Consider the following 21,703-nt stretch of genomic DNA (forward strand, 5'->3'; position numbering starts at 1 on the left):
TTCATCAAATTAAAATACAAGAACCATTTATTTTATTAATTGAGGTGTTAAATAAGATATGAATTCTGATTTCGGAGATTTGTTTGATTTTTTTATAAAAATAATGCAGAAAACAATCCATTCATTTATAGGGAGTTATTTTAGAAGGTAGGAATTTATTCGAAATTATTTCAAAAATTTTTAATTCAGCTCTTGCATTAAAGAAAAATCTGCTTACATTTGCATTCCATTTCAAAGCAACCCTTTCTCGAAAGGAGTTTTAAAAAGGAAAGATTGTCCGATAGTATAAGGGTAGTACAACGGTTTTTGGTACCGTTTGTCTTGGTTCGAATCCAGGTCGGACAACAAAACATTATTCGGATTGTGGTTTGTTTCACAATCCGATTTTTATTTAACCAGCATTGATCCCCTTTAATCATGCCTTTGCAATTTAACCCAGTTAAACTTTTCGCCGGAACAGGTACTAAAGAGTTAGCAATAAAAATTGCCGAACATTACGGCAGACCACTTGGCGATGTAACTTTAAATAAGTTTAGCGACGGGGAGTTTCAGCCTTCTTATAACGAAACGGTACGTGGTTGTGATGTTTTTATCATCCAGTCTACTTATCAGCCTTCTGACAATTTAATGGAATTATTACTGATGGTTGATGCAGCTAAAAGAGCTTCAGCACATTATATTACTGCGGTAGTTCCTTACTATGGATTGGCAAGACAGGACAGGAAGGATAAGCCACGAGTTGCAATAGGTGCAAAATTGGTTGCCAACTTATTAAGATCTGCGGGTATTCACAGAATCATGACCATGGATTTGCACGCTGCTCAGATTCAAGGTTTTTTTGATATTCCTGTTGACCATCTGGACGGATCTATCATCTTTGTTCCTTATATTAAAAGTCTGGGACTGGATAATTTAATTATTGCATCACCAGATATGGGTGGTTCTTATCGCGCTCGTACTTTTGCTAAATTTTTTAATGCAGAGGTAGTTATCTGTGATAAGAGACGTAAACGTGCAAATGAAATAGAATCAATGTCTATTATTGGGGATGTAGTGGGACAAGATGTTGTGTTGATTGATGACATTTGCGATACTGCAGGTACCCTTGCTAAAGCTGCTGCTTTAATTATGGAAAATGGGGCCAATAGTGTAAGAGCGGTTTGTACCCATCCTGTATTGTCGGGAAAGGCGTATGAAACCGTTGAGAATTCAATGTTAACTGAATTGATTGTTACTGATACGATTCCATTGAAACAAAAAAGTCCTAAAATAAGGGTGTTGAGTACGGCTCCGTTGTTTGCTAAGGCTATTGCCAATGTAAATGAACATGGCTCTATCAGTGACCTGTTTAACGTTTAATAATTTTAACAATTAAATATATATAAAATGAAAACAATCGCAATTAGCGGTTCTCCAAGAGAGAACGTAGGGAAACGCGATGCTAAAGAGCTTCGTTACGAAGGTAAGGCTCCTGCAGTATTGTATGGTGGTAAAGAGCAAATTCACTTTGCAGTATTAATCACTGATTTAAAGGAAGCTATTTATACTCCGGAAGCGAACTTCGTAGAAATTGAAATCAATGGTACTAAAACTAAAGCTATCATTAAGGATTTACAATTTCATCCATTAACAGACGTGTTGTTACACGTAGATTTTCTTCAGTTATTTGATGACAAAGAGATTTTAATGGAAATCCCTGTTAAATTAACAGGAACTTCTCCAGGTGTTAAAATGGGGGGTAAATTAGTTCAGAAATTACGTAAGCTTCGTGTTAAAGCATTACCTACAAACATGCCTCAAACAATCGAAGTAAGTATCGCTAAAATGGAAGTTGGTAACTCTATCCGCGTACGTGATCTTGCAAAAGGCGATTATTTCATTACCAACACTGGTGAAGATACAGTCGTTTCAGTTGGTATGTCAAGAGCTCTAAAACAAGCAGAACAAGCAGCTGGTAAAAAATAATTCTATTTAACAGGCTAAATAAAAAGCAGTACCACGTCGGTACTGCTTTTTTTATATACTTGTTGTAACAACGATTTATATATTATATTTGAAGAAATGAAATACTTAGTTGTTGGTTTAGGAAATATAGGGCCAGAATATGCATATACGCGTCATAATATTGGCTTTATGATAGCAGATGAACTGGTAAATCAGCTGGAAGGTAAATTTACTAATACCCGTTTGGCTTATTATGCTGAGGTTGGTTTTAAGGGACGTAAGATTCATGTGATTAAGCCTACTACTTATATGAATTTAAGTGGGAAGTCTGTAAACTATTACATGCAGGAACTGCGTATTCCAATAGAAAACGTATTGGTAATAGTAGATGACCTGGCTTTACCTCTGGGTAAATTACGTTTGAAATTACAGGGGAGCAGTGCCGGACACAACGGGTTAAAAAGTATTGAAGGCCTTTGTGGCGGACAAGGTTACCCCCGACTACGTTTTGGTATCAGCGATAATTTTGGCAGGGGACAACAGGCGGACTATGTCCTTTCTCCTTTTGATAAAGATGAGTGGCCAGAATTACCTGCATTGATTGATAAAAGTGTAGAACTAATTAAAAGCTTCGTAACTATTGGTCCCGCTAAAACCATGACCGCTTTTAATCAATAGTCACATACTCCTTTATTTTTTTGTGAAGAACAGCTGCTTCAAATGGCTTACTGATTACATCATTAGCACCAGCTGCTATTGCTGTCTCTTTATCCGTTTCCATTACAGCAGCGGAAAATGTGATTATAGGAATTTTTTCTTTTCCAATTGCATAGCCTTCTCTTATCAATTTAATAGCTTCAAGGCCATTCATGATGGGCATAAATGTATCCATTAAAATAAGGTGGTAGTCATTATCCCTGAGTTTTTCTATTGCTTCTTTACCATTCTCAACCATATCAAAATTTACATTCCAGCTTTTAAGTATTTTTTCAATCAGGAATTTATTAACAGGATTGTCTTCCGCAACAAGTACTTTGGCATTATTAAATGGGAGAAGTTGTTCTTCATTCATCTTTTTAGTGACTTTTATTTCTTTAACTATTTCGTACCAGTTTGTGAAAGAAAATGTACTGCCTATAAATTCTTCACTCTGTACTTCCAGCGTTCCTCCTTTAAGTTTAGCAAGGTTTTTTACAATGGCAAGGCCCAGACCTGTTCCGCCAAATTTAATAGTGGTTTGTTCATCCGCTTGTTCAAATGTCTCGAAAATTTTATCAATATTTTCTTTGGCTATTCCAATTCCAGTATCAATAACAGAAAATTTAATCTGTACATTGTTCCCTTTTGTGTCTAGCACCTCTACACTTAAGGTTACACTACCCTTATGAGTAAATTTAATTGCATTTCCTATAAGGTTCATCAATACCTGGTTTAGGCGTAGAGAATCTGCAATAACGGTATCAGGCAATTCAGGGTCAAGCTTTATAATTAATTCAAGTTTCTTTTCAATAGAAGAGATACGTAAAAGATCAATTACATCATTACATATCTTTGAGAGATCAGTAGGAGTACGGTTGATTTTAAACTTGCCCGATTCTATTTTTGATAAATCAAGCACATCATTGATTACACCAAGTAAAGAGTTGGATGATATCTCTAATAGGTTAACCATCTCATGTTGTTGCTCTGTAAGATTACTTTTCTTTAAAAGTTGTGAAATGCCAATGATGCCGTTAATAGGAGTGCGGATTTCGTGACTCATATTGGCAAGGAAGTTTTCTTTAATTCGTTTGCCCTGTTCGGCCAGATCTTTGGCTTTAATTAATTCTTTCTGATAAGCTTCAAGCTCCTGGTTCTTTTTTTGTATTTCTCGTTTATGTCTGACAAATTGTATAAAAGAATCAACTTTTGCTGATGTGATATAGGGATCAAGCGGTTTATATAGATAGTCAACTGCTCCTGTATTTAATCCTTTAACAGCATATTTTGTCTCTTTAGAAATAGCAGTAACAAATATGATCAATATTTCTTTAGTCCTTGGATTACTTTTTAGGATTTCCACCAGTTCAAAACCATCCATTTCTGGCATCTGAACATCAATCATTGCAATTGCAATATCCATTTCCCAAGATATCCTTAAGGCTTCATTAGGGTTAGTAGTCGTTATAATATTAATGTCGTCTCTTTGTAGTAAAGCTTCAAGTGCGATAATATTTTCAGGTATATCATCAACGATTAATATATTTATTTTTTCCATTTTTTGAATTCTTAGGGAGATTTTTAGCGCTAGGCAATTTTTTGGTAAATGTTATTTTTTTTATCTATTATTTTAAAACGGCCCAGTTCAGTACTTCTCAATGTTTCTTTTGAACCAAGACACAAAAAGCCAAAATTGGCTAGGCTGTTATAAAACAGTTCAATCACCCTTTTTTGTAGATCAGTGTTAAAGTAAATAAGGACATTACGACAGGAGATAACCTGGAATTCATTAAAAACGGAATCAGATGCCAAATTGTGAATAGAAAAAAGAATATTTTTTTTTAGCGAATAATTAATTGAGGCTGCATCATATTTTGCAGTATAATAATTAGATAATGTATTTGTTGTTCCAGTCTTCTGAAAGTTTTCAGAGTATTGCTTCATTTTTTGCAGGTTGTATATCCCATTTTTTGCATGTTCTAATACTTCTGCATTGATATCAGTCCCATAAAAAAAACACCTGTCGTATAAATTCTCTTCAGAAAATAGTATTGCAAATGAGTAAAGTTCCTCACCGGTAGAACAGCCTGCATTCCATACCTTTATGCGTTGATAGGATTTCAGATATGGAATAATATTGGTGGCTACAGATTTATAAAAAGATGGGTCTCTAAACATCTCAGTCACATTTACAGTAACTTCAATTAGAAATAATTCAAAGTATGCTTCGTCATTGGTTAATAAAGTGCGGAGATCAAACAAGCTGAGCTTTTGCAGTTCCATTATTCTACTAACCCTTCGCTTTAATGAGGCAGCCGAATAATCAGCAAAGTCAAAGCCATGAACATTCTTGATAAATGCTACAAGACTATTCAGTTCTTCGTAAGATATAGTTTCGTGTTCTTTATGCATAGTTTCAAGTCTAGCTTAACCAAACTCTTAACATAGATAGTAATTTATCAATGTCTACTGGTTTAGATATATAGTCATTTGCACCAGCATCAATGCACTTTTCTCTATCGTTTTTCATGGCTTTGGCCGTTAAGGCGATAATAGGAAGCTTGGTAAATTCCTTTTTACTTCTGATAGCCCTCATAGCTTCGTAGCCATCCATTTCTGGCATCATGATGTCCATTAATACAAGATCAATCTGGGTAGATTCCTCTAGTCGGTTAATGGCTTCACGACCATTATTAGCAATTACTATTTTTAAATCATATTCTTGCAATGCACTTGATAAAGCAAAAATATTACGCATATCATCATCGGTGATTAAAATCGTTTTATCCTTTAGTACCTTCTCCATAGTAGAGGAAGACTTATGGTTAGTACCTGAGCTAATTGAAGGTGGATATATTGGAGTAGAGTTATGATTCTTTAGCTTGTTCATAAACAGGCTAACTTCATCCATAAGTCTGTCGTTAGACTTATTAGATTTTAACACCATGGCTTCTGTATGCTTCATGATATGTGCCATCTTTTCCTGGTCAAGTTCCATTGCCGTATTGATGATTACAGGAATATGTGTTAATGCAGGGATAGCCTTTATAGTGTCCAGAAGTTCAAACCCAGAAATATCCGGTAACTTTAGGTCAAGAATAATACAGTCGAAGTCATAATCATCCAATAGTGACAGAGCTTCTTTACCTGTAAATGCTTGTTTTACTTCCACATCTCTATCTGTCAATTGCTGAGTAAGCATATTGCTCTGTAGCTCTTGATCTTCAATAACGAGTACAGTATTTAGATTGTATTTTGAATAAGCTGTACTTAATAATTCAAAGGCTTCGTCAAGTTGTTCTTTTTGGATAGGCTTTTTCAAGAAACCTATTGCCCCCTCTTTTTTTGCTTTTGCTTCTTTTTCATTTCCGGCAGACATCATATGCACAGGAATGTGTTTTGTTCTTGGGTCTGCCTTAAGCTTTTTAAGTATTGTCCATCCATCCATAACCGGAAGCATAATGTCAAGTATAATTGCATCAGGTAGTTCAGAGAAAGCCATGTCAAGAGCTACATCACCGCTGTGGGCAAGAATAGGTTTAAAGCCTTTTTCAATTGCGTAGTCATTAAGTACATCTGCAAAAACAAGGTCATCTTCTATAATAAGTAGTTTTTGACCTTCACTCGAATTTGGTATAGTTAATACAGGCTCAAGACTGACAGGTGTAATTGCTTTATATTCTTCTTCGATTTTAATGTCTTGATTTTCATGTTCTATGGCCTCTATTTTCTCAGGAATATATAAAGTGAATACACTTCCTTCACCTTGTTTACTCTCAACCTGGATTTCTCCACCAAGTATATGCGCCAGCTCTTTACTAATAGATAGCCCCAATCCAGTACCACCGTATTTTCTGCTTGTTGAACCATCGGCTTGTTGAAAGGCTTCGAATATTAATTTTTGTTTATCGGGTGAGATACCAATTCCGGAATCTCTAACTTGTATAGCTATAATGTTTCCATCATAGTTCTTTAATTGTTGTGAGAAAAATAATGTGTCCGGTTTTGCTTTATTAATGGTTAGCAAGATATCTCCATGTTCTGGAGTAAATTTGAAAGCATTTGAAAGCAAGTTTTTAATAATTTGTTCTAACCTTGGTTGATCTGTGAAAACCAGTTTTGGCAAAGAAGAATCCAGGGTGGTCTGGAAATTGATTTTTTTGCTCTTGGCAAGTTCCGAAAACAAAGAATCCATGTCCAGTTTAATGGTTGAAGGTTTAAGGGACTCTATAGACAAATCAATTTTTCCAGACTCAATTTTAGATAAATCAAGGATATCATTAATCAATGTTAAAAGATCTGTTCCCGCATTGTGAATCACACCTGCATACTTGATCTGATCCTCATTAAGATTTTCAGTGCGGTTCTCTTTTAATATACGAGCAAGGATTAAAATACTATTTAATGGTGTCCTTAGCTCATGGCTCATGTTTGCAAGGAACTCCGATTTATATTGGCTTGAAATTTCAAGTTCTTCGGCTTTTAAACTCATTGCTTCCCTGGCCTGGTTTACTGCGAAGTTTCGTTCTTCAAGCTGTTGAGCCTTCTCTTCCAGTTCGGCATTGGTTTGGCGAAGTTCTTCTTGCTGAACTCTCAGTTCTTCTTCCGAAGCCTGAAGCTGTTCGGATTTATAAATAAGTTCTTCATTGGTGGTGCGTAACTCTTCTTGCTGGCTTTCCAGTTCTTCTGCTTGTTGTTGGGTTTGCTCGAATAGGGCTCTTAGTTTTATGCGGGCAATTGCGCTGTTTATTCCTACACCAATACTTTCTGTAATGGTATTTAAAAATAATAAGGCTGATTCATCAGGCTTATTAGTCAGGCCCAGTTCAATAACAGCAATTGTATTTTCCTCGAAGACAATAGGGAGCAGGTAAATACTTGTTGGTACAGATTCTCCTAAACCAGAATGTACTTTAATATAGTCTACAGGTACTTGTGCAAGTAGTTTTGGTTGTTTTTCGGCCGCGGTTTGACCTACCAGACTTTCTCCGAAATGATATTCTTGACGGGTGTTTTTTGAATTATGCCATGCATAACCTCCCTCGAATTTTATAGTGTTTTTAATAGGATTAACAATGTAAAGGCCTCCGGTAGGAGCGTTGATGTAATTGCAAATTCCTGAAATAATATTGTTAGCAAGCTCGTCAATTTCTTGCTCACCGCGCATGGCCTCGTTAATAACAGTAGCACCAGAAAGCAGCCAGTTTTTTTGCTCGTTTTGACTAGATATCTTTCCAAGTTCAATATTAGCATCTCTGATTTGGTCTTCGGTTTCTTTCTGTTGATCAAAAGTCCGTCTGATATATGATAGTAGAAATACAATTAAACCAAATATGATAAATGAACTCAATACTACTACTAGCTCACTACGGAAACTACTTTTATTAATCTCTTCTTTTCTTTTGATAAGTAACTCTTCTTCTTCTTTGATGATCTTCCCACTCCAGGCAAGAATTTTGTTTTTAAACAATTGTCCTGGACCAAACATTACTCTCTTTCCGGCAGCAGTTTGGCCTTCCGTATCGTAAATGCGTAAAACTTCTTTCATTTCATCAACTTTTTGATGAGCATAAAAGCTAAGAGAATCTATCATTTCTTTCTGTGCAGAAGTCTCACTGATCGCTTCCTTCAGTGTCTCAATTGTAGGTAAGATTTTGGCTGCATTTTCTTTGTAAGGGCCAAGGTACTCTGGCTTACCGGCAATTATATAACCCCTTATGCCTGTTTCGGAATTTAAGACATGGAATTCGATGTCTTTTAGGTGGTTAATGACATCATAGGTATGGCTTTGCCATTTTGTGTCATTATTTAACTTGTCGATGCTGAAATATGATGTTAGAGCAGAAGCGAAGACAAATAGTAAGGAAACTGTAAAGCCTGTTAATACTTGTTGTTTAAAAGTCAGTTTAAACATGTCGTGGGGTGATAATTAAAATCAATAGGGTTATATTCAACAATATTAACGATTATATTTAACTAGCTTATTGCAGAAATAAAAATTGTTGTCAAAGTTAGCCTAATTACTGTAAACATTGCATGTATATGGAGGTATTTCTAAAGTGGAAAAAATATTTGTAGATTCTTTATTCACTCTTAATTTAAAGCTTTTTTCGGAATTTTAAAATGTATTGAAATCCTATAAAAAATGCTAAATTAAGTTTTAGTTTTGTGGATATGATCTTATACGGAATACCAAATTGCAACACAGTAAAAAAAGCCAGAGTATGGTTAGAGGAAAAAGGTTTTAAGCCTGAATTTCATGATTTCAAAAAGAAAGGTATTACAATTGAAAAATTGAATCAGTGGTGTGATGTTTTTGGATGGGAAGTTGTTTTAAACAAAAAAGGAACTACCTGGAGAAGCTTAAGTCCAGATTTACAGAAAAGCATTGTTGATCAAAAATCTGCAGTAGCTATTTTGTTTGAAAATAACAGCGCAATAAAGCGTCCGGTTATTGAAGTTCAAGGCAAACCAGTGTTGATTGGTTTCAATGAAGAAGCTTACACTGACGCTTTAAAATAATATAACAATAAGCTGATACATAATGGCAAACATTTTCTCGTTAAAGTTTGTTAAATGATAGATTGGCTATCCAAACAACTTTATATTTGGTTATGATTAAACAGCTCCTTTTGTTTCTGGTTATTGTTTTGCCCTTTAAATTAGTTGGACAAACAACTGTTTCCGGAACAGTTTACGACTTTGATAACAAAAGCTTTCCGCTTCAGCATGTTATGGTTAAGAATTTAGCTAATAGCCAGGTAGTGTCGACGAAAGCTTCGGGACAGTTTACAATTCCAGCTAAAATTGGTGATTTACTTGAGTTTTCTTCTCCGGGCTTTCACACTGATACCTTGTTTTTAATTAACCTTGATCCCAAGATTGTATTTATGCCAGGAAACTCTACAACTTTAAGAGAGGTTGAAATTGTCAGTACAAAAGTAAATCCATCTATACTAGCTCCAGATCCTTTTGCTAAGCGTTATACCCGTGTCGCAACGGATGGTCTTCAAGGCAAGGGGAATAATGACAGGGCGGGTGGATTGTTGTTTAATCTTGGACATGGGAAATACAAAAGACAGCAGGAAAAAATTAGACTCCTGGAAGAACGTGATCGTTATCAAGCTGAAATAAATGCTGTTTTTACTGAGGATTATGTTTCAAATCTGGTAAAGCTTAGAGGAGATGATCTCAAGAACTTTATGTCTTTATACAGGCCCCCTGAGGAACTCGTAAAAAGTGAAAGACCCTTTAATTATGCCTATTATACCGTTAAATCTTATCATGCATGGCTTAAACTAAGTCCTGAAGACAGGAGGATATCATCAATGCCTAAGCTCAAAGCGAACTAATAAAACTGTTACAATAAAGGGCAGATCGGTTTCATTTTATATCTTTATTAAATTGTAATTAACAACTTAATATGATTCATAAATTAACTTTATTATGGGCTGTGCTTATTGTTTGGAATTTTTCTGGTTTTGCACAGCAAAATGATATTCCAAAAAGTAATTACGATCCTCACGAGGCATTTGGCCCTGTTTTTTATACCCAAAATGGCAATGAGTATCGCTCAGCAAATGGTGCCCCAGGGCCTAAATACTGGCAAAATCGCGCAGATTATAACATTTCAGCTAATCTGGATGAAGGGAAAAATATCGTTTCAGGAACGGTAATTATTACATATAAAAATAATAGCCCTGATCGTTTACCTTTTTTATGGTTACAGTTGGATCAAAATTTATTTTCTACTAATTCAAGAGGGAATGCATTAATTGCCGGAAATAGTAGATATGGTTCCAGAGGCGAGAAGTTGGATGGTGGTTATAAGATTGATGACATTACTGTATCCCAAAAATTGAAGCCTGTAAAATTTACTACGCTTGTTGAAGATACAAGGATGCAGATTCGTCTAAATGAACCAATGGGAGCTAATGGAGATATTATAACGATAAAGATGAACTTCTCTTTCGTAATTCCTGTAAATGGATCTGATAGGATGGGGCATTTGGCGACGAAGAATGGTGAGATATATGCAATTGCACAATGGTTTCCCAGATTATGTGTTTATGATGATATATTAGGCTGGAATACTTTACCTTATTGGGGAGCAGGAGAGTTTTATTGTGAGTATGGCGACATAGATTTTTCTGTTACCGCCCCTGCAAACCATATTGTTATGGGATCTGGCGAATTGTTAAACCCACAAGAGGTTTTTACTGCAGAGCAGCTAAAGCGATGGAACCAGGCAAAAGAGAGCGATAGAGCTATTGCTATCAGATCAGAGTCTGAAGTAACAGATCCTAAGTCGAGGCCTGCGAAGGATAAGCTGACATGGAAGTTTAAAATTAAAAATACACGTGATGTGGCTTGGGCTTCTTCCAAAGCTTTTGTATTGGATGCGGCTCGTATCAATCTTCCCAGCGGCAAGAAATCTATAGCGGTATCAGCTCATCCTGTTGAGAGTAATGGTAAGAATAGTTACGGTAGAGGGGTAGAATATGTTAAAGCTTCGGTAGAACATTATTCTAATAAATGGTTTGAATATCCTTATCCAATGGCTGTAAATATAGCTAGTAACGTAGGCGGAATGGAATATCCTGGTATTGTATTTTGTGGATGGAAGGCTAAGGGAGCATCAGCCTGGGGTGTGATTGATCATGAATTTGGTCATACCTGGTTCCCTATGATTGTAGGTAGTAATGAACGTAAGTTCGGTTGGCTGGACGAGGGTCTAAATACGTTTATTAATGGGCTTTCGACCACTGAATTTAATAATGGAGAGTACAATGGTGGCCGTACAGATATGCATGCTGTAGCTATGCGCATGGGTTCGGTTCTGGCTGAACAAATTATGCTAAGCCCTGATGCAATGGTTGAGGGAAATATTGGTTTAAACTTATATTATAAACCAGGATGGGGAATGGAAATTTTAAGGAATGAAATTCTTGGCCCTGATAGGTTTGATTATGCTTTTAAAAATTATATTGAGCAGTGGGCTTATAAACATCCTACCCCTTTTGATTTCTTTCGCTCCATGGAAAATGCGGCTGGTGAAGATCTTGCATGGTTTTGGAGAGGATGGTTTCTAGAGAACTGGAAAATGGATCAGGCTATTATTGCTGTAAATGAAACAAATAATAGGGGAACTAAGGCGGGATATAATATTGTTGTCGCAAATCTCGAAAAGATGCCTATGCCTATTATTCTTGAAGTTAAAACTAAAAATGGTAAAACAGATATCGTTAAGCTCTCTGTAGATGTATGGATGAGGAATAAGATTTGGACAGTGTTCTATCCTACTAATGAGGAGATTGTTTCTGTCGTGTTGGATCCAAAGCGTGTGTTACCGGATGTTGATTCTAGTAATAATTCCTGGAAAGCACAGGGAGCAAAATAAAGGGGAAAATATACCATTTAGTTCACAGTCTGGCATCTCTTAGGCTCCTGAAGGGGAGCAAAGAGCGCCTATGCCTGTTTACAGAATGGTATATTTTCCTGTTAGCATGGTGATAAGGGGAATGCATATCGTGTGATGTATATTACTCATGCTATATGCATCATGCTTGAAGCAAAATGAACCTTCTGTGAGCAGGCATAGGAACTTTTGTCCTTTTAGCGCAGCAGGCAAAAGATTCCAGACTGAGAACAGAATGGTGAGTTTTGACTATTATTTAAAGAAGCTAGCCTTCAATTTTTCAGCATCGATAATTGCTTCCGGTTCCTCCAATTTAATCACCCATCCCTTTTGTTTAAGCAGAGAGATTTCTTCTTTAGCAACAGAGAGGTCTTTTCCTTTAATACTTTTATAGAAAGTAATGGGAGCTTTAGGTTCAATATTGGCGGTCGTGCTGGTTAATATTTCAAGTCTGAATTTAGGCCAGATCTGAATATCGCCCAATTGGGCAGAATAAACTCTTTTTGTAGAGTTTGGAGCAACGGTACCAGCGAATTCTCCTTTAAAAGCATCTTGTCTTTCAGTTGTGAAAGTTGCAAGGAGTTGATATGAGCTTTCATTAATGATGTTGAAGTGTGCTACAGATGCACTATGCTGATCTGCAACTAATGCAAGATAAATACCATCTTTTTTAAAATCAGCCTGTGGTATAACAGAGGCCGGTTTGGTATTTACGATATCATTATCATGTACGTCGCCATGAACAAGCGTAACTTTTGAAGCTAGAACCGGTATTTCGAAATCATTAGAATCGGTTACGCCAATGGTATCCTTATCAATAATTCGGGTAATATATCCTTCAATATTTTCGTCTACAAAACGAACAAAATCACCTAGTTTTAAATCCATATACAAATCTAGTTAATCTTATTATTTTTGCACTATGGCCGAACAAGAACAGAAGAATAATCCATTGCATGGTAAGTCGCTGGAATTTATATTGAAACAATTAGTATGGCATTATGGATGGGAGGAGCTAGGGCAACTGGTGCGAATAGCTTGCTTTAATAATAATCCTACTATGAATTCAAGTTTGAAGTTTTTACGTAAAACTGACTGGGCACGAAAAAAAGTAGAAAGATTATATTTAAACACATTTCATTAATTTACTCGCTGAAAATTAATTCTGATCCAAATTATGTATAAGATGCCTCTCAAAGAAACTATAATTTTAGCGTACTTATATTTCTCTTTAACCTCTCTGCTTTTTTTAGCACTGTGCATGCGCAGGAAACTGGAGACAGTCGAAACAGTATAGAATTTACACCGCAAATATCATTAGGTGTTTTTACGGCTAAAAATAAATTAAGTGGTATGGCATATGGTGGAGAGTTGATTTATCATTTGAATACGACGGGGAATCCAAGACCCTGGATGAAGATGTTGAATTTGAAAAGTCTGGATTTGGTATTTAATTATAAGAATATGAATGATATCATTATGATATCAGACCCTAGGCCAGATAGGTTTGGTGATTCTTATGCTTTATTAGCAGCGCTCAACTTTTCCCTTTTAAGGACTGGTAATTCTGAGATCCTTATGTCGCCTGGCTTCGGTTTGGGGTATTTAGGTGAAACCTGGTTTACAAATGAGAACATATTGGTTGGTAGTCACCTTAATTTTTCATCGAGAATAGCACTGAAAGCAACTACAAGAATTGCACCGTCGACAAAACTCTCTGCAGGGATTGATATCCTTCACTTTTCAAATGCAGGTACACGGGTACCTAATAATGGTATGAATGTGAGTAGTGCAAGTATAGGTATTGTACAATCTTTAAATAAGAAGCAGAAAGTTGCAGGCGACACCACTTCATGGAGAAAGCCAATTGGTTTTAAGAAGCATAGTGTTGATTTTGGGATTAACTTTGGGCGCAGAGGTGTTTATAGGAGTAAAGAGGGGTTGTATAAAACAGGTTTATATGCGGGGTATAATTACAGGCTGAATTCTGTTCTTGGTTTGGGGACCGGAGTAGATGCTGTGTATTACCATACTATTTACGACCCGACGAGGAATGGAGAAACTTACCAATCTAATGCCAGTTCGTTTGACAGATGGAGGGTTGGAGCTGCGTTGGGCCCCGACTTGTGGATGGGTAGATTGGCTATGATGGCTAAGTACGGATATTATTTACATTACAATAGTTTAAAGGATATTAAAACTTACTGGACTGCAGGATTAAAATATAATGTGGTAGACTGTGCTGCTATTCAAGCTAAAATGTATATACATCAGACTGAGGCCGATTTTGTAGGTTTCGGATTTCTTATTACTCCATAAGAGATTGTTTTCTTTCCTGATCTCAGGAGTTAGTTGGTTATGCCTTTGTATCTTAAGTGATTAAATTTATGTTAACCCCTTGATTTATAAAATGTATTATCATACCTTTGCATTCCCTTATTTAAAGGGTAAAGTTTTTAAAACATAAATAGAAAAACAAAAAAAACAATGCCAACCATTCAACAATTAGTTAGAAAAGGTAGAGTAGCACTGGAGTTCAAGAGTAAGTCTCCAGCATTGGACAGCTGTCCACAGCGAAGAGGTGTATGTACACGTGTATATACCACTACCCCTAAAAAACCAAACTCAGCAATGCGTAAAGTAGCGCGTGTACGTTTAACCAATGGTAAAGAGGTGAACGCATACATCCCTGGAGAAGGTCATAATCTACAGGAGCACTCAATCGTATTGATCCGTGGTGGTCGTGTTAAAGATTTGCCAGGTGTACGTTATCACATCATCCGTGGAGCATTAGATACTTCAGGAGTTGCTGGTCGTAACCAACGTCGTTCTAAATACGGAACAAAACGTCCTAAACCAGGACAAGCTGCTGCAGCACCAACAAAAGGTAAAAAGAAATAATTAGGAGGAAAAACAAATGAGAAAGTCAAAACCAAAAAAGAGAATCATTCTTCCTGATCCGAAATTTAACGATGTTCAGGTGACGCGTTTCGTAAACAACATGATGTTTGACGGAAAGAAATCTATCGCTTATTCAATTTTTTACGATGCTGTAGAATTAGCAGAGAAAAAAGCTGGCGAGAGCGGTTTAGAAGTATGGAAACGTGCTTTAGCTAATGTAATGCCTGCAGTAGAGGTTAAGTCACGCCGTGTTGGTGGTGCTAACTTTCAGGTTCCTACAGAGGTTAGACCTGACCGTAAGATTGCTTTAGGTATGAAATGGTTAATTTCATATGCTCGCAAACGTGGTGAAAAAACAATGAAAGAGAAATTAGCAGGTGAAATTGTTTCAGCAGCTAAAGGTGAAGGTGCAGCAGTTAAGAAAAAAGAAGATACGCATAAAATGGCTGAAGCCAACAAAGCGTTCTCTCACTTCCGTTTCTAATCTTACTAGAATCATAAAATGTCAAGAGATTTAAAATTTACAAGAAATATCGGTATTGCAGCGCATATTGATGCCGGTAAAACCACTACTACCGAAAGGATTCTTTTCTATTCTGGTGTTAACCATAAGTTAGGTGAAACTCACGAAGGTTCTGCTACTACAGACTGGATGGCACAAGAGCAGGAGCGTGGTATTACCATTACTTCAGCAGCTGTAACTGTAGACTGGAAATATAGAAATCAAAAGTATCACATGAATATCATTGATACTCCTGGACACGTGGATTTTACCGTAGAGGTAAATAGATCATTACGTGTACTAGATGGTTTAGTATTCCTTTTCTCTGCAGTTGATGGTGTTGAGCCTCAATCTGAGACTAACTGGCGTTTAGCAAACAACTATAACGTACCTCGTTTAGGTTTCGTTAATAAGATGGACCGTTCTGGTGCAGACTTTTTGAAAGTTGTTAAACAGGTTAAAGATATGTTAGGTAGTAATGCAGTTCCATTGCAGTTACCTATCGGTGGTGAAGAAACTTTTATCGGTGTGGTTGATTTGATTAACAACCGTGGTATTCAGTGGAATGAACATGATAAAGGTATGACCTTTACTGAGATTCCTATTCCTGCAGATATGCTGGATGATGTTGCTGAATGGAGAGAGAAATTACTTGAATCAGTAGCTGAATACGATGAGTCATTGATGGAGAAATTCTTCGAGGCTCCTGAAACTATCACTGAACGTGAAGTTTTAGACGCATTGCGTAAAGCAGTATTAGATGCTAAAATTGTTCCTATGGTTTGTGGTTCATCTTTCAAAAACAAAGGTGTTCAAACTATGTTGGATTATGTGATGGAATTATTGCCTTCGCCAATGGATGTTGAAGGTATTACCGGAACGAATCCAGAAACAGGTGAAGAAGTTGTTCGTCAACCAGATGTTAAAGAACCATTTTCAGCTTTAGCATTTAAAATTGCTACGGATCCATTTGTAGGCCGTTTATGTTTTATCCGTGTTTACTCGGGTAATCTTGATGCGGGTTCATACGTTTATAATACTCGTTCTGAAAGTAAAGAACGTATTTCACGTATCTTCCAAATGCATGCTAACAAACAAAACCCAATTCCTAACGTAGAAGCAGGTGATATTGCAGCTGTAGTAGGATTTAAAGATATCAAAACAGGGGATACACTTTGTGATGAGAAAAGCCCAATTATTCTTGAGTCAATGGACTTCCCTGAGCCAGTTATTGGTTTAGCGATTGAGCCTAAAACTCAGGCTGACGTTGATAAATTAGGTGTTGGTTTAAGTAAATTAGCTGAAGAGGATCCTACATTTAGAGTTCAGACAGATCAGGAAACTGGTCAGACTGTAATCTCTGGTATGGGTGAGCTTCACTTAGATATCTTGATTGACCGTTTGAAACGTGAGTTTAAAGTAGAGGTAAATCAAGGTGCTCCACAAGTTGCTTATAAAGAGGCGATCAACGGAACAGTTCAACATCGTGAGACTTATAAAAAACAAACTGGTGGTCGTGGTAAATTCGCAGATATCCAGGTTATTATTTCTCCAATTGATGCTGATTTCGAAAAAGGAGGATTGCAGTTTGTGAATGAAATTTCTGGTGGTGCTATTCCTCGTGAATTTATCCCATCTGTAGAAAAAGGATTTGCAGCTTCAATGGCTAATGGTGTATTAGCTGGTTATCCACTACCTGACATGAAAGTTCGTTTGATTGATGGTTCATTCCACGCAGTCGATTCAGATGCTTTATCTTTTGAACTTGCAGCTAAAATGGCATACAGAGAAGCATTACCTAAGTGTAATCCTGTGTTGATGGAGCCTATCATGAAAATCGAGATTCTTACTCCTGAAGAAAACATGGGTGATGTAATCGGTGATATGAACCGTCGTCGTGGTCAGCTTTTAGGAATGGATACTCGTAATGGTGCCCAGGTAATTAAGGCTACTGTTCCTCTTTCTGAGATGTTTGGTTATGTAACTCAATTACGTACTATTACTTCAGGTCGTGCAACTTCTACAATGGAGTTTGATCATTATGAAGCTGCTCCTAGAAACGTACAGGAAGAAGTTGTTGCCAAATCAAAAGGTAGAATTAAACCAATAGATTAATTATCAAGAATAAAGGATACTAGTCCTTCTTCTTATTAAAATAAATCAGACCCTTGTTATTAATAGCTCTAACAAGGGTCATAAATAAAATATCATGAGCCAAAGAATCAGAATTAAATTAAAATCTTACGATTACAACTTGGTAGATAAATCTGCTGAGAAGATCGTAAAAACTGTTAAACCTACTGGTGCAGTGGTTAGCGGACCGATTCCGTTGCCGACAGAAAAGAAAATCTTCACTGTTTTGCGTTCACCACACGTGAACAAAAAAGCACGTGAGCAGTTTCAATTATGTGCTTACAAGCGTTTGTTAGACATTTATAGCTCTAACTCAAAAACAGTTGATGCATTAATGAAACTTGAATTACCTAGTGGTGTTGAAGTTGAAATTAAAGTATAACTATACTGGATTTTAAAGAAAAAGGCCTCCCTGATATTTCAAGGAGGCCTTTTCTTTGAGCCATCTTTAGCGGTTTCTTAATTCGTCAAGCTTATTACGCTCATCCTGAAGTTCGCGGGCAAGCTTTTTCTCTTTGTCGTTTGCTTTGGTCTTATAGGCCTGGTATTCTTGTGCGATTTCTTCATACAGGTTACTGCGGTATTTTGCCTCATGGATATGTTTGGCAGATCTGAGTATGACAATAGCCAATGCAATAGCAAGACCTATTATTAAGCTCCATACCATCGTACTATAACTCGATTTTGTGAACGATATACCAAGGAAGGATATCTCATTTACTTTTGCATTGGAACTGGCTAGCGAACTTTCATTGCCACTAATTTCCTTTTTTAAGCTGGCAATCTCATTTTCATGTTGTTTTATTTGTTTTGTTGCATTTGCAAGGTGCTTTCGATTTGTAGATAAACTATCGTTTACATTTTTCCAAAAGGAGCTTATGCGGGCAGGATTTATTAGCTTATAGCCATTTAGAGTTTTCGATTTTGAAAGCATCAGTTGATATTGACCTCTGAGGCTTGGATCTATGACTTTTGTCGAATCATTAGCGGTCTGGCCCTGAGCACTGAAGCTTAGTATTAAAGCCGAAATAATGGGGAGTATGACTTTTCTCATAATATATAGATTGATTTACGTCTAATTTAACAATGATATTTTAATTTTATTGTGTTCAAGTTGTAGATAGTATATTTGTAATAATGTCGGTGTTACTATTTACAATTATAGTTTTAATAGGGGCTTTTATGGCTGGACTGGTAGGTTCGCTTACTGGATTGGGCGGAGGAGTTATCATTATTCCACTACTGACATTAGTGCTCGGTGTTGATATTCATTATGCAATAGGGGCTTCTATTATTTCAGTAATTGCTACATCTTCTGGGTCTGCAGCTGCTTACGTTAAGGAAGGGATTACAAATATTAGAATTGGTATGTTCTTGGAAGTTGCTACTACAATAAGTGCAATTATAGGTGCTGTTATTACTGTTTATATTAATCCAAGTTATATAGCTGTGATTTTCGGTATTATACTTTTATTCTCAGCTGCAATGATGGTTCGTAAGAAGGTAGATCGTTCTAATAATGATACTTCTGGTAAACTTGCTGTTTTTTTAAAGTTGAATGGTACTTATCCTACAGAAGAGGGATTAAAGAATTATGCAGTGCATAATGTTATAGGTGGTTTTTTGATGATGTTTGTTGCAGGGATTGTATCTGGCTTATTGGGGATTGGTTCGGGAGCATTAAAGGTGATTGCTATGGACAACATCATGCGAATTCCTTTTAAAGTCTCAACTACCACAAGTAACTTTATGATGGGAGTTACAGCAGCTGCGAGTGCGGTGGTTTACTTTCATCGAGGGCAGATTGATCCAGGAATTGCAATGCCTGTAACGATAGGTGTATTGCTTGGAGCGACTACCGGGTCAAAAATATTAGTAAGGACTCAAACTGATAAGTTAAAAATTGTATTTGCTATTGTAGTGGCATTTTTGGCACTTCAGATGATTTATAATGGTTTATCTGGTAGGTTATGAACAAAGAAGAGAGTAAGAATTTTTTTGCCGATAAGGACATTCAGGTTATTCTTGGCACCCTGTTAAGAGTGGGAGTGATTTCTTCTATGGTTGTTGTATTTATAGGGGCAGTGATTTATTTATTAGGTAATCATTCTGCGCAGATTGACTACGCTAGATTTGATTCAGACAAGTCCGGTTTGTCATCTATGACTGCAATTTTTACGGGCTTAAAGCGCTTTGATGGAGCTTCAATTGTTCAATTCGGAACAATATTGTTGATTTTTACACCTGTTGCCAGGGTAGTTTTTTCTATTTTCAGCTTTCTTATAGAGCGTGATTATCTATATGTTTTAATAGGACTGATTGTGTTATCCATTATATTATACAGTCTAAGTGATAAGTTAGTCGGTTAAAACTTGCTTTAATTACATGCTGTTCAATGAAAATAAATATTTAGCATTTATTTGAAAATATATTTAGCTAACTATTTGAAAATTAAGATTTCTTTCTTATTTTTGCCCTCCCTTAAGTGGGATGTGTATCCACCTTGAACGAAGCCCTACTGCTTCGATGGGTGTTAAATTAAAAAAAGAAAATGTCAGGTATTATTGGAAAAAAAGTAGGAATGACCAGCATATTCGACGCGGATGGTAAGAACATACCATGTACTGTGATCGAAGCTGGACCTTGTGTTGTAACACAGGTAAAGACCGAAGAGAAAGACGGTTACGTTTCAGTTCAGTTAGGTTTCGACGAAGCCAAAGAAAAGAACACTACCATGCCTCTTAAAGGCCACTTTGCGAAAGCAAACACTACCCCAAAACGTAAACTGGTTGAATTTGATCCGTTTGAAGAATCACTTGCTTTAGGTGATACTGTAACGGTTAGTATTTTCAATGAAGGTGATTTTGTGGATGTAGTTGGTACGTCAAAAGGTAAAGGATTCCAGGGTGTTGTAAAACGTCATGGTTTCGGTGGTGTTGGTGGGCAAACTCACGGACAGCACAACAGGATGCGTGCTCCAGGTTCATTGGGTGCTGCTTCGTATCCTTCTCGTGTATTTAAAGGTATGCGTATGGCGGGTAGAATGGGTGGTGACAGAGTAAAAATTCAGAACTTACAAGTTTTGAAAGTTTATGCTGATCAAAACCTAGTTGTAGTTAGTGGTTCCGTTCCAGGAGCTAAGGGTTCTTACGTAATCTTAGATAAGTAAGCAGATGGAAGTTAAAGTATTAAACATTTCAGGAAAAGAGACAGGTGCCAAGGTGCAACTTCCTGAGTCGGTTTTTGGCATAACGCCTGTAGACCATGCAATTTATTTAGATGTAAAACAGTATTTGGCTAATCAACGTCAAGGTACTCACAAGTCTAAACAACGTAATGAGATTGCTGGTTCAACCCGTAAATTATATAAACAAAAAGGTACTGGTGGTGCTCGTGCTGGAAGTATTAAATCTCCATTGTTTAACGGTGGTGGTCGTATCTTTGGCCCACAGCCGCGTGATTACAGCTTCAAGTTGAACAAGAAATTAAAATCATTAGCACGTAAGTCTGCTTTATCATACAAAGCTCAAGACAACAATGTTGTGGTTTTAGAAGATTTTACTTTTGAGACGATCAAAACTAAAAACTATATCAACTTGGTTAGCGCATTGAACCTAACTGACGTTAAGACATTGTTGGTTTTACCTTCACAAAATAACAATATCTATTTATCAAGCAGAAACATTCAGAAAGTGAAAGTTATTACTGCAGATCAGTTAAATACTTATGATGTATTGAACTGTAGCAAGCTTTTGTTAACTGCAGATTCTGTTAAAACATTGGAGGAGGCATTTGCCAAGTAATATGGAATTTTTAAAGAAACCAATATTAACAGAGAAAGCTTCTGCATTAACAGAAAAGTCTAATCGCTTTACTTTTAAGGTAGAACACAAAGCAAACAAATTGCAGATTAAATCAGCTATTGAAAAGATGTACGGCGTTAACGTTTTAGCCATTAATACTATGGTTGTAGACGGTAAAGTTAAATCTAGAAATACAAAAGGTGGTTTAGTAACTGGACGTAGTCCAAAATACAAAAAAGCAATTGTAACCCTGGCAGCAGGTGAAACAATAGATTATTACTCGAATATTTAATAAGAATTGAA

At 36.5% G+C, this 21,703-nt stretch carries 22 protein-coding genes; 17 read left to right on the plus strand and 5 right to left on the minus strand.

All coding sequences use genetic code 11. The features are described from left to right. Positions 1-417: 417 nt before the first annotated feature. The 3 genes from ABDJ41_RS03240 (at position 418) to pth (ending at position 2,622) form a co-directional block, all read left to right on the plus strand. Positions 418-1,359 carry a ribose-phosphate pyrophosphokinase gene (locus tag ABDJ41_RS03240; protein WP_349784306.1) on the plus strand — a complete coding sequence of 314 codons (942 nt, stop codon included), beginning with the start codon at positions 418-420 and terminating at the stop codon, positions 1,357-1,359. A 27-nt stretch (positions 1,360-1,386) separates the two neighbouring features. Further along, entirely contained in the window at positions 1,387-1,965 is a 579-nt protein-coding gene (locus ABDJ41_RS03245) for a 50S ribosomal protein L25/general stress protein Ctc (RefSeq protein ID WP_349784307.1), read from the plus strand. A gap of 96 nt (positions 1,966-2,061) precedes the next feature. Further along, positions 2,062-2,622 (plus strand): aminoacyl-tRNA hydrolase, encoded by a 561-nt coding sequence (gene pth / locus ABDJ41_RS03250; protein ID WP_349784308.1) that lies wholly within the window; start codon positions 2,062-2,064, stop codon positions 2,620-2,622. On the opposite strand, the gene ABDJ41_RS03255 is transcribed toward pth, so the two are convergent. The 3 genes from ABDJ41_RS03255 to ABDJ41_RS03265 are packed head-to-tail and all read right to left on the minus strand — an operon-like array spanning position 2,612 to position 8,557. Beyond that, the gene (locus ABDJ41_RS03255; protein ID WP_349784309.1) at positions 2,612-4,201 is read right to left on the minus strand and encodes a hybrid sensor histidine kinase/response regulator; all 1,590 of its coding nucleotides are present in this window, start codon (positions 4,199-4,201) and stop codon (positions 2,612-2,614) included. The genes pth and ABDJ41_RS03255 overlap by 11 nt on opposite strands. A gap of 29 nt (positions 4,202-4,230) precedes the next feature. Next, the gene (locus ABDJ41_RS03260; protein WP_349784310.1) at positions 4,231-5,055 is read right to left on the minus strand and encodes a CheR family methyltransferase; all 825 of its coding nucleotides are present in this window, start codon (positions 5,053-5,055) and stop codon (positions 4,231-4,233) included. 10 nt (positions 5,056-5,065) lie between these two features. Then, complete coding sequence (locus ABDJ41_RS03265; RefSeq protein ID WP_349784311.1) at positions 5,066-8,557, minus strand: response regulator; 3,492 nt, start codon at positions 8,555-8,557, stop codon at positions 5,066-5,068. Positions 8,558-8,817: 260 nt separating this feature from the next. Between ABDJ41_RS03265 and ABDJ41_RS03270 the strand changes: the two genes are divergently transcribed. The 3 genes from ABDJ41_RS03270 to ABDJ41_RS03280 all read left to right on the plus strand — a co-directional run bounded on the left by ABDJ41_RS03270 (position 8,818) and on the right by ABDJ41_RS03280 (position 12,043). Further along, positions 8,818-9,165, plus strand: coding sequence for an arsenate reductase (locus ABDJ41_RS03270; protein ID WP_349784312.1), 348 nt, complete (start codon positions 8,818-8,820; stop codon positions 9,163-9,165). A gap of 92 nt (positions 9,166-9,257) precedes the next feature. Then, positions 9,258-9,995: a carboxypeptidase-like regulatory domain-containing protein gene (locus tag ABDJ41_RS03275; protein WP_349784313.1), complete on the plus strand. Its 738-nt coding sequence runs from the start codon at positions 9,258-9,260 to the stop codon at positions 9,993-9,995. A gap of 71 nt (positions 9,996-10,066) precedes the next feature. Then, positions 10,067-12,043: a M1 family metallopeptidase gene (locus tag ABDJ41_RS03280; protein WP_349784314.1), complete on the plus strand. Its 1,977-nt coding sequence runs from the start codon at positions 10,067-10,069 to the stop codon at positions 12,041-12,043. Between the two features lie 270 nt (positions 12,044-12,313). Here the strand turns inward: ABDJ41_RS03280 and ABDJ41_RS03285 are convergent, their stop codons facing one another. Continuing rightward, a complete protein-coding gene (locus ABDJ41_RS03285; protein WP_349784315.1) occupies positions 12,314-12,949 on the minus strand; it encodes a DUF8465 domain-containing protein in 636 nt (211 codons plus the stop codon). A 34-nt stretch (positions 12,950-12,983) separates the two neighbouring features. On the opposite strand from ABDJ41_RS03285, the gene ABDJ41_RS03290 reads away from it, so the two are divergent. The 6 genes from ABDJ41_RS03290 (at position 12,984) to rpsJ (ending at position 17,979) form a co-directional block, all read left to right on the plus strand. Beyond that, the gene (locus tag ABDJ41_RS03290) at positions 12,984-13,205 is read left to right on the plus strand and encodes a VF530 family protein (protein ID WP_349784316.1); all 222 of its coding nucleotides are present in this window, start codon (positions 12,984-12,986) and stop codon (positions 13,203-13,205) included. A gap of 113 nt (positions 13,206-13,318) precedes the next feature. Continuing rightward, on the plus strand, positions 13,319-14,380 hold the full coding sequence (locus ABDJ41_RS03295) for an acyloxyacyl hydrolase (protein WP_349784317.1): 1,062 nt from the start codon (positions 13,319-13,321) through the stop codon (positions 14,378-14,380). A 168-nt stretch (positions 14,381-14,548) separates the two neighbouring features. After that, a complete protein-coding gene (gene rpsL / locus ABDJ41_RS03300) occupies positions 14,549-14,962 on the plus strand; it encodes a 30S ribosomal protein S12 (protein WP_109926363.1) in 414 nt (137 codons plus the stop codon). A gap of 16 nt (positions 14,963-14,978) precedes the next feature. Continuing rightward, a complete protein-coding gene (gene rpsG, locus ABDJ41_RS03305) occupies positions 14,979-15,446 on the plus strand; it encodes a 30S ribosomal protein S7 (RefSeq protein ID WP_349784318.1) in 468 nt (155 codons plus the stop codon). Between the two features lie 18 nt (positions 15,447-15,464). Beyond that, positions 15,465-17,579, plus strand: a complete 2,115-nt coding sequence (gene fusA, locus ABDJ41_RS03310) for an elongation factor G (protein ID WP_349784319.1) — start codon at positions 15,465-15,467, stop codon at positions 17,577-17,579. A gap of 94 nt (positions 17,580-17,673) precedes the next feature. Continuing rightward, a complete protein-coding gene (gene rpsJ / locus ABDJ41_RS03315) occupies positions 17,674-17,979 on the plus strand; it encodes a 30S ribosomal protein S10 (RefSeq protein ID WP_008244591.1) in 306 nt (101 codons plus the stop codon). A gap of 66 nt (positions 17,980-18,045) precedes the next feature. Here the strand turns inward: rpsJ and ABDJ41_RS03320 are convergent, their stop codons facing one another. After that, positions 18,046-18,651, minus strand: a complete 606-nt coding sequence (locus ABDJ41_RS03320; protein WP_349784320.1) for a hypothetical protein — start codon at positions 18,649-18,651, stop codon at positions 18,046-18,048. Between the two features lie 83 nt (positions 18,652-18,734). Here ABDJ41_RS03320 and ABDJ41_RS03325 point away from each other — a divergent pair, with 83 nt between their 5' ends. From ABDJ41_RS03325 to rplW, 5 genes are all read left to right on the plus strand, one after another. Next, entirely contained in the window at positions 18,735-19,571 is an 837-nt protein-coding gene (locus ABDJ41_RS03325) for a sulfite exporter TauE/SafE family protein (protein WP_349784321.1), read from the plus strand. Then, positions 19,568-19,966 (plus strand): DUF1634 domain-containing protein, encoded by a 399-nt coding sequence (locus tag ABDJ41_RS03330; protein WP_349784322.1) that lies wholly within the window; start codon positions 19,568-19,570, stop codon positions 19,964-19,966. Before ABDJ41_RS03325 ends, ABDJ41_RS03330 begins: the two co-directional genes overlap by 4 nt. 182 nt (positions 19,967-20,148) lie before the next feature. Further along, entirely contained in the window at positions 20,149-20,766 is a 618-nt protein-coding gene (gene rplC, locus ABDJ41_RS03335) for a 50S ribosomal protein L3 (protein WP_349784323.1), read from the plus strand. A 4-nt stretch (positions 20,767-20,770) separates the two neighbouring features. Beyond that, positions 20,771-21,400 carry a 50S ribosomal protein L4 gene (gene rplD, locus ABDJ41_RS03340; protein ID WP_349784324.1) on the plus strand — a complete coding sequence of 210 codons (630 nt, stop codon included), beginning with the start codon at positions 20,771-20,773 and terminating at the stop codon, positions 21,398-21,400. Position 21,401: 1 nt separating this feature from the next. After that, positions 21,402-21,692, plus strand: coding sequence for a 50S ribosomal protein L23 (gene rplW, locus ABDJ41_RS03345; protein WP_349784325.1), 291 nt, complete (start codon positions 21,402-21,404; stop codon positions 21,690-21,692). Positions 21,693-21,703: the final 11 nt, after the last annotated feature.

The sequence above is a fragment of the Pedobacter sp. ASV1-7 genome, from assembly GCF_040203335.1.
GTDB lineage: Bacteria > Bacteroidota > Bacteroidia > Sphingobacteriales > Sphingobacteriaceae > Pedobacter.

Coding starts and splice junctions, on each gene's coding strand:
- ABDJ41_RS03330 (WP_349784322.1), top strand. CDS start 19,568: ATGAACAAAGAAGAGAGTAAGAATTTTTTTGCCGATAAGGACATTCAG.
- ABDJ41_RS03245 (WP_349784307.1), top strand. CDS start 1,387: ATGAAAACAATCGCAATTAGCGGTTCTCCAAGAGAGAACGTAGGGAAA.
- ABDJ41_RS03265 (WP_349784311.1), bottom strand. CDS start 8,557: ATGTTTAAACTGACTTTTAAACAACAAGTATTAACAGGCTTTACAGTT.
- ABDJ41_RS03255 (WP_349784309.1), bottom strand. CDS start 4,201: ATGGAAAAAATAAATATATTAATCGTTGATGATATACCTGAAAATATT.
- fusA (WP_349784319.1), top strand. CDS start 15,465: ATGTCAAGAGATTTAAAATTTACAAGAAATATCGGTATTGCAGCGCAT.
- rpsL (WP_109926363.1), top strand. CDS start 14,549: ATGCCAACCATTCAACAATTAGTTAGAAAAGGTAGAGTAGCACTGGAG.
- rplD (WP_349784324.1), top strand. CDS start 20,771: ATGGAAGTTAAAGTATTAAACATTTCAGGAAAAGAGACAGGTGCCAAG.
- rpsG (WP_349784318.1), top strand. CDS start 14,979: ATGAGAAAGTCAAAACCAAAAAAGAGAATCATTCTTCCTGATCCGAAA.
- ABDJ41_RS03320 (WP_349784320.1), bottom strand. CDS start 18,651: ATGAGAAAAGTCATACTCCCCATTATTTCGGCTTTAATACTAAGCTTC.
- pth (WP_349784308.1), top strand. CDS start 2,062: ATGAAATACTTAGTTGTTGGTTTAGGAAATATAGGGCCAGAATATGCA.
- ABDJ41_RS03325 (WP_349784321.1), top strand. CDS start 18,735: ATGTCGGTGTTACTATTTACAATTATAGTTTTAATAGGGGCTTTTATG.
- rpsJ (WP_008244591.1), top strand. CDS start 17,674: ATGAGCCAAAGAATCAGAATTAAATTAAAATCTTACGATTACAACTTG.
- ABDJ41_RS03290 (WP_349784316.1), top strand. CDS start 12,984: ATGGCCGAACAAGAACAGAAGAATAATCCATTGCATGGTAAGTCGCTG.
- ABDJ41_RS03285 (WP_349784315.1), bottom strand. CDS start 12,949: ATGGATTTAAAACTAGGTGATTTTGTTCGTTTTGTAGACGAAAATATT.
- rplC (WP_349784323.1), top strand. CDS start 20,149: ATGTCAGGTATTATTGGAAAAAAAGTAGGAATGACCAGCATATTCGAC.
- ABDJ41_RS03280 (WP_349784314.1), top strand. CDS start 10,067: ATGATTCATAAATTAACTTTATTATGGGCTGTGCTTATTGTTTGGAAT.
- ABDJ41_RS03275 (WP_349784313.1), top strand. CDS start 9,258: ATGATTAAACAGCTCCTTTTGTTTCTGGTTATTGTTTTGCCCTTTAAA.
- ABDJ41_RS03260 (WP_349784310.1), bottom strand. CDS start 5,055: ATGCATAAAGAACACGAAACTATATCTTACGAAGAACTGAATAGTCTT.
- ABDJ41_RS03240 (WP_349784306.1), top strand. CDS start 418: ATGCCTTTGCAATTTAACCCAGTTAAACTTTTCGCCGGAACAGGTACT.
- ABDJ41_RS03270 (WP_349784312.1), top strand. CDS start 8,818: ATGATCTTATACGGAATACCAAATTGCAACACAGTAAAAAAAGCCAGA.
- rplW (WP_349784325.1), top strand. CDS start 21,402: ATGGAATTTTTAAAGAAACCAATATTAACAGAGAAAGCTTCTGCATTA.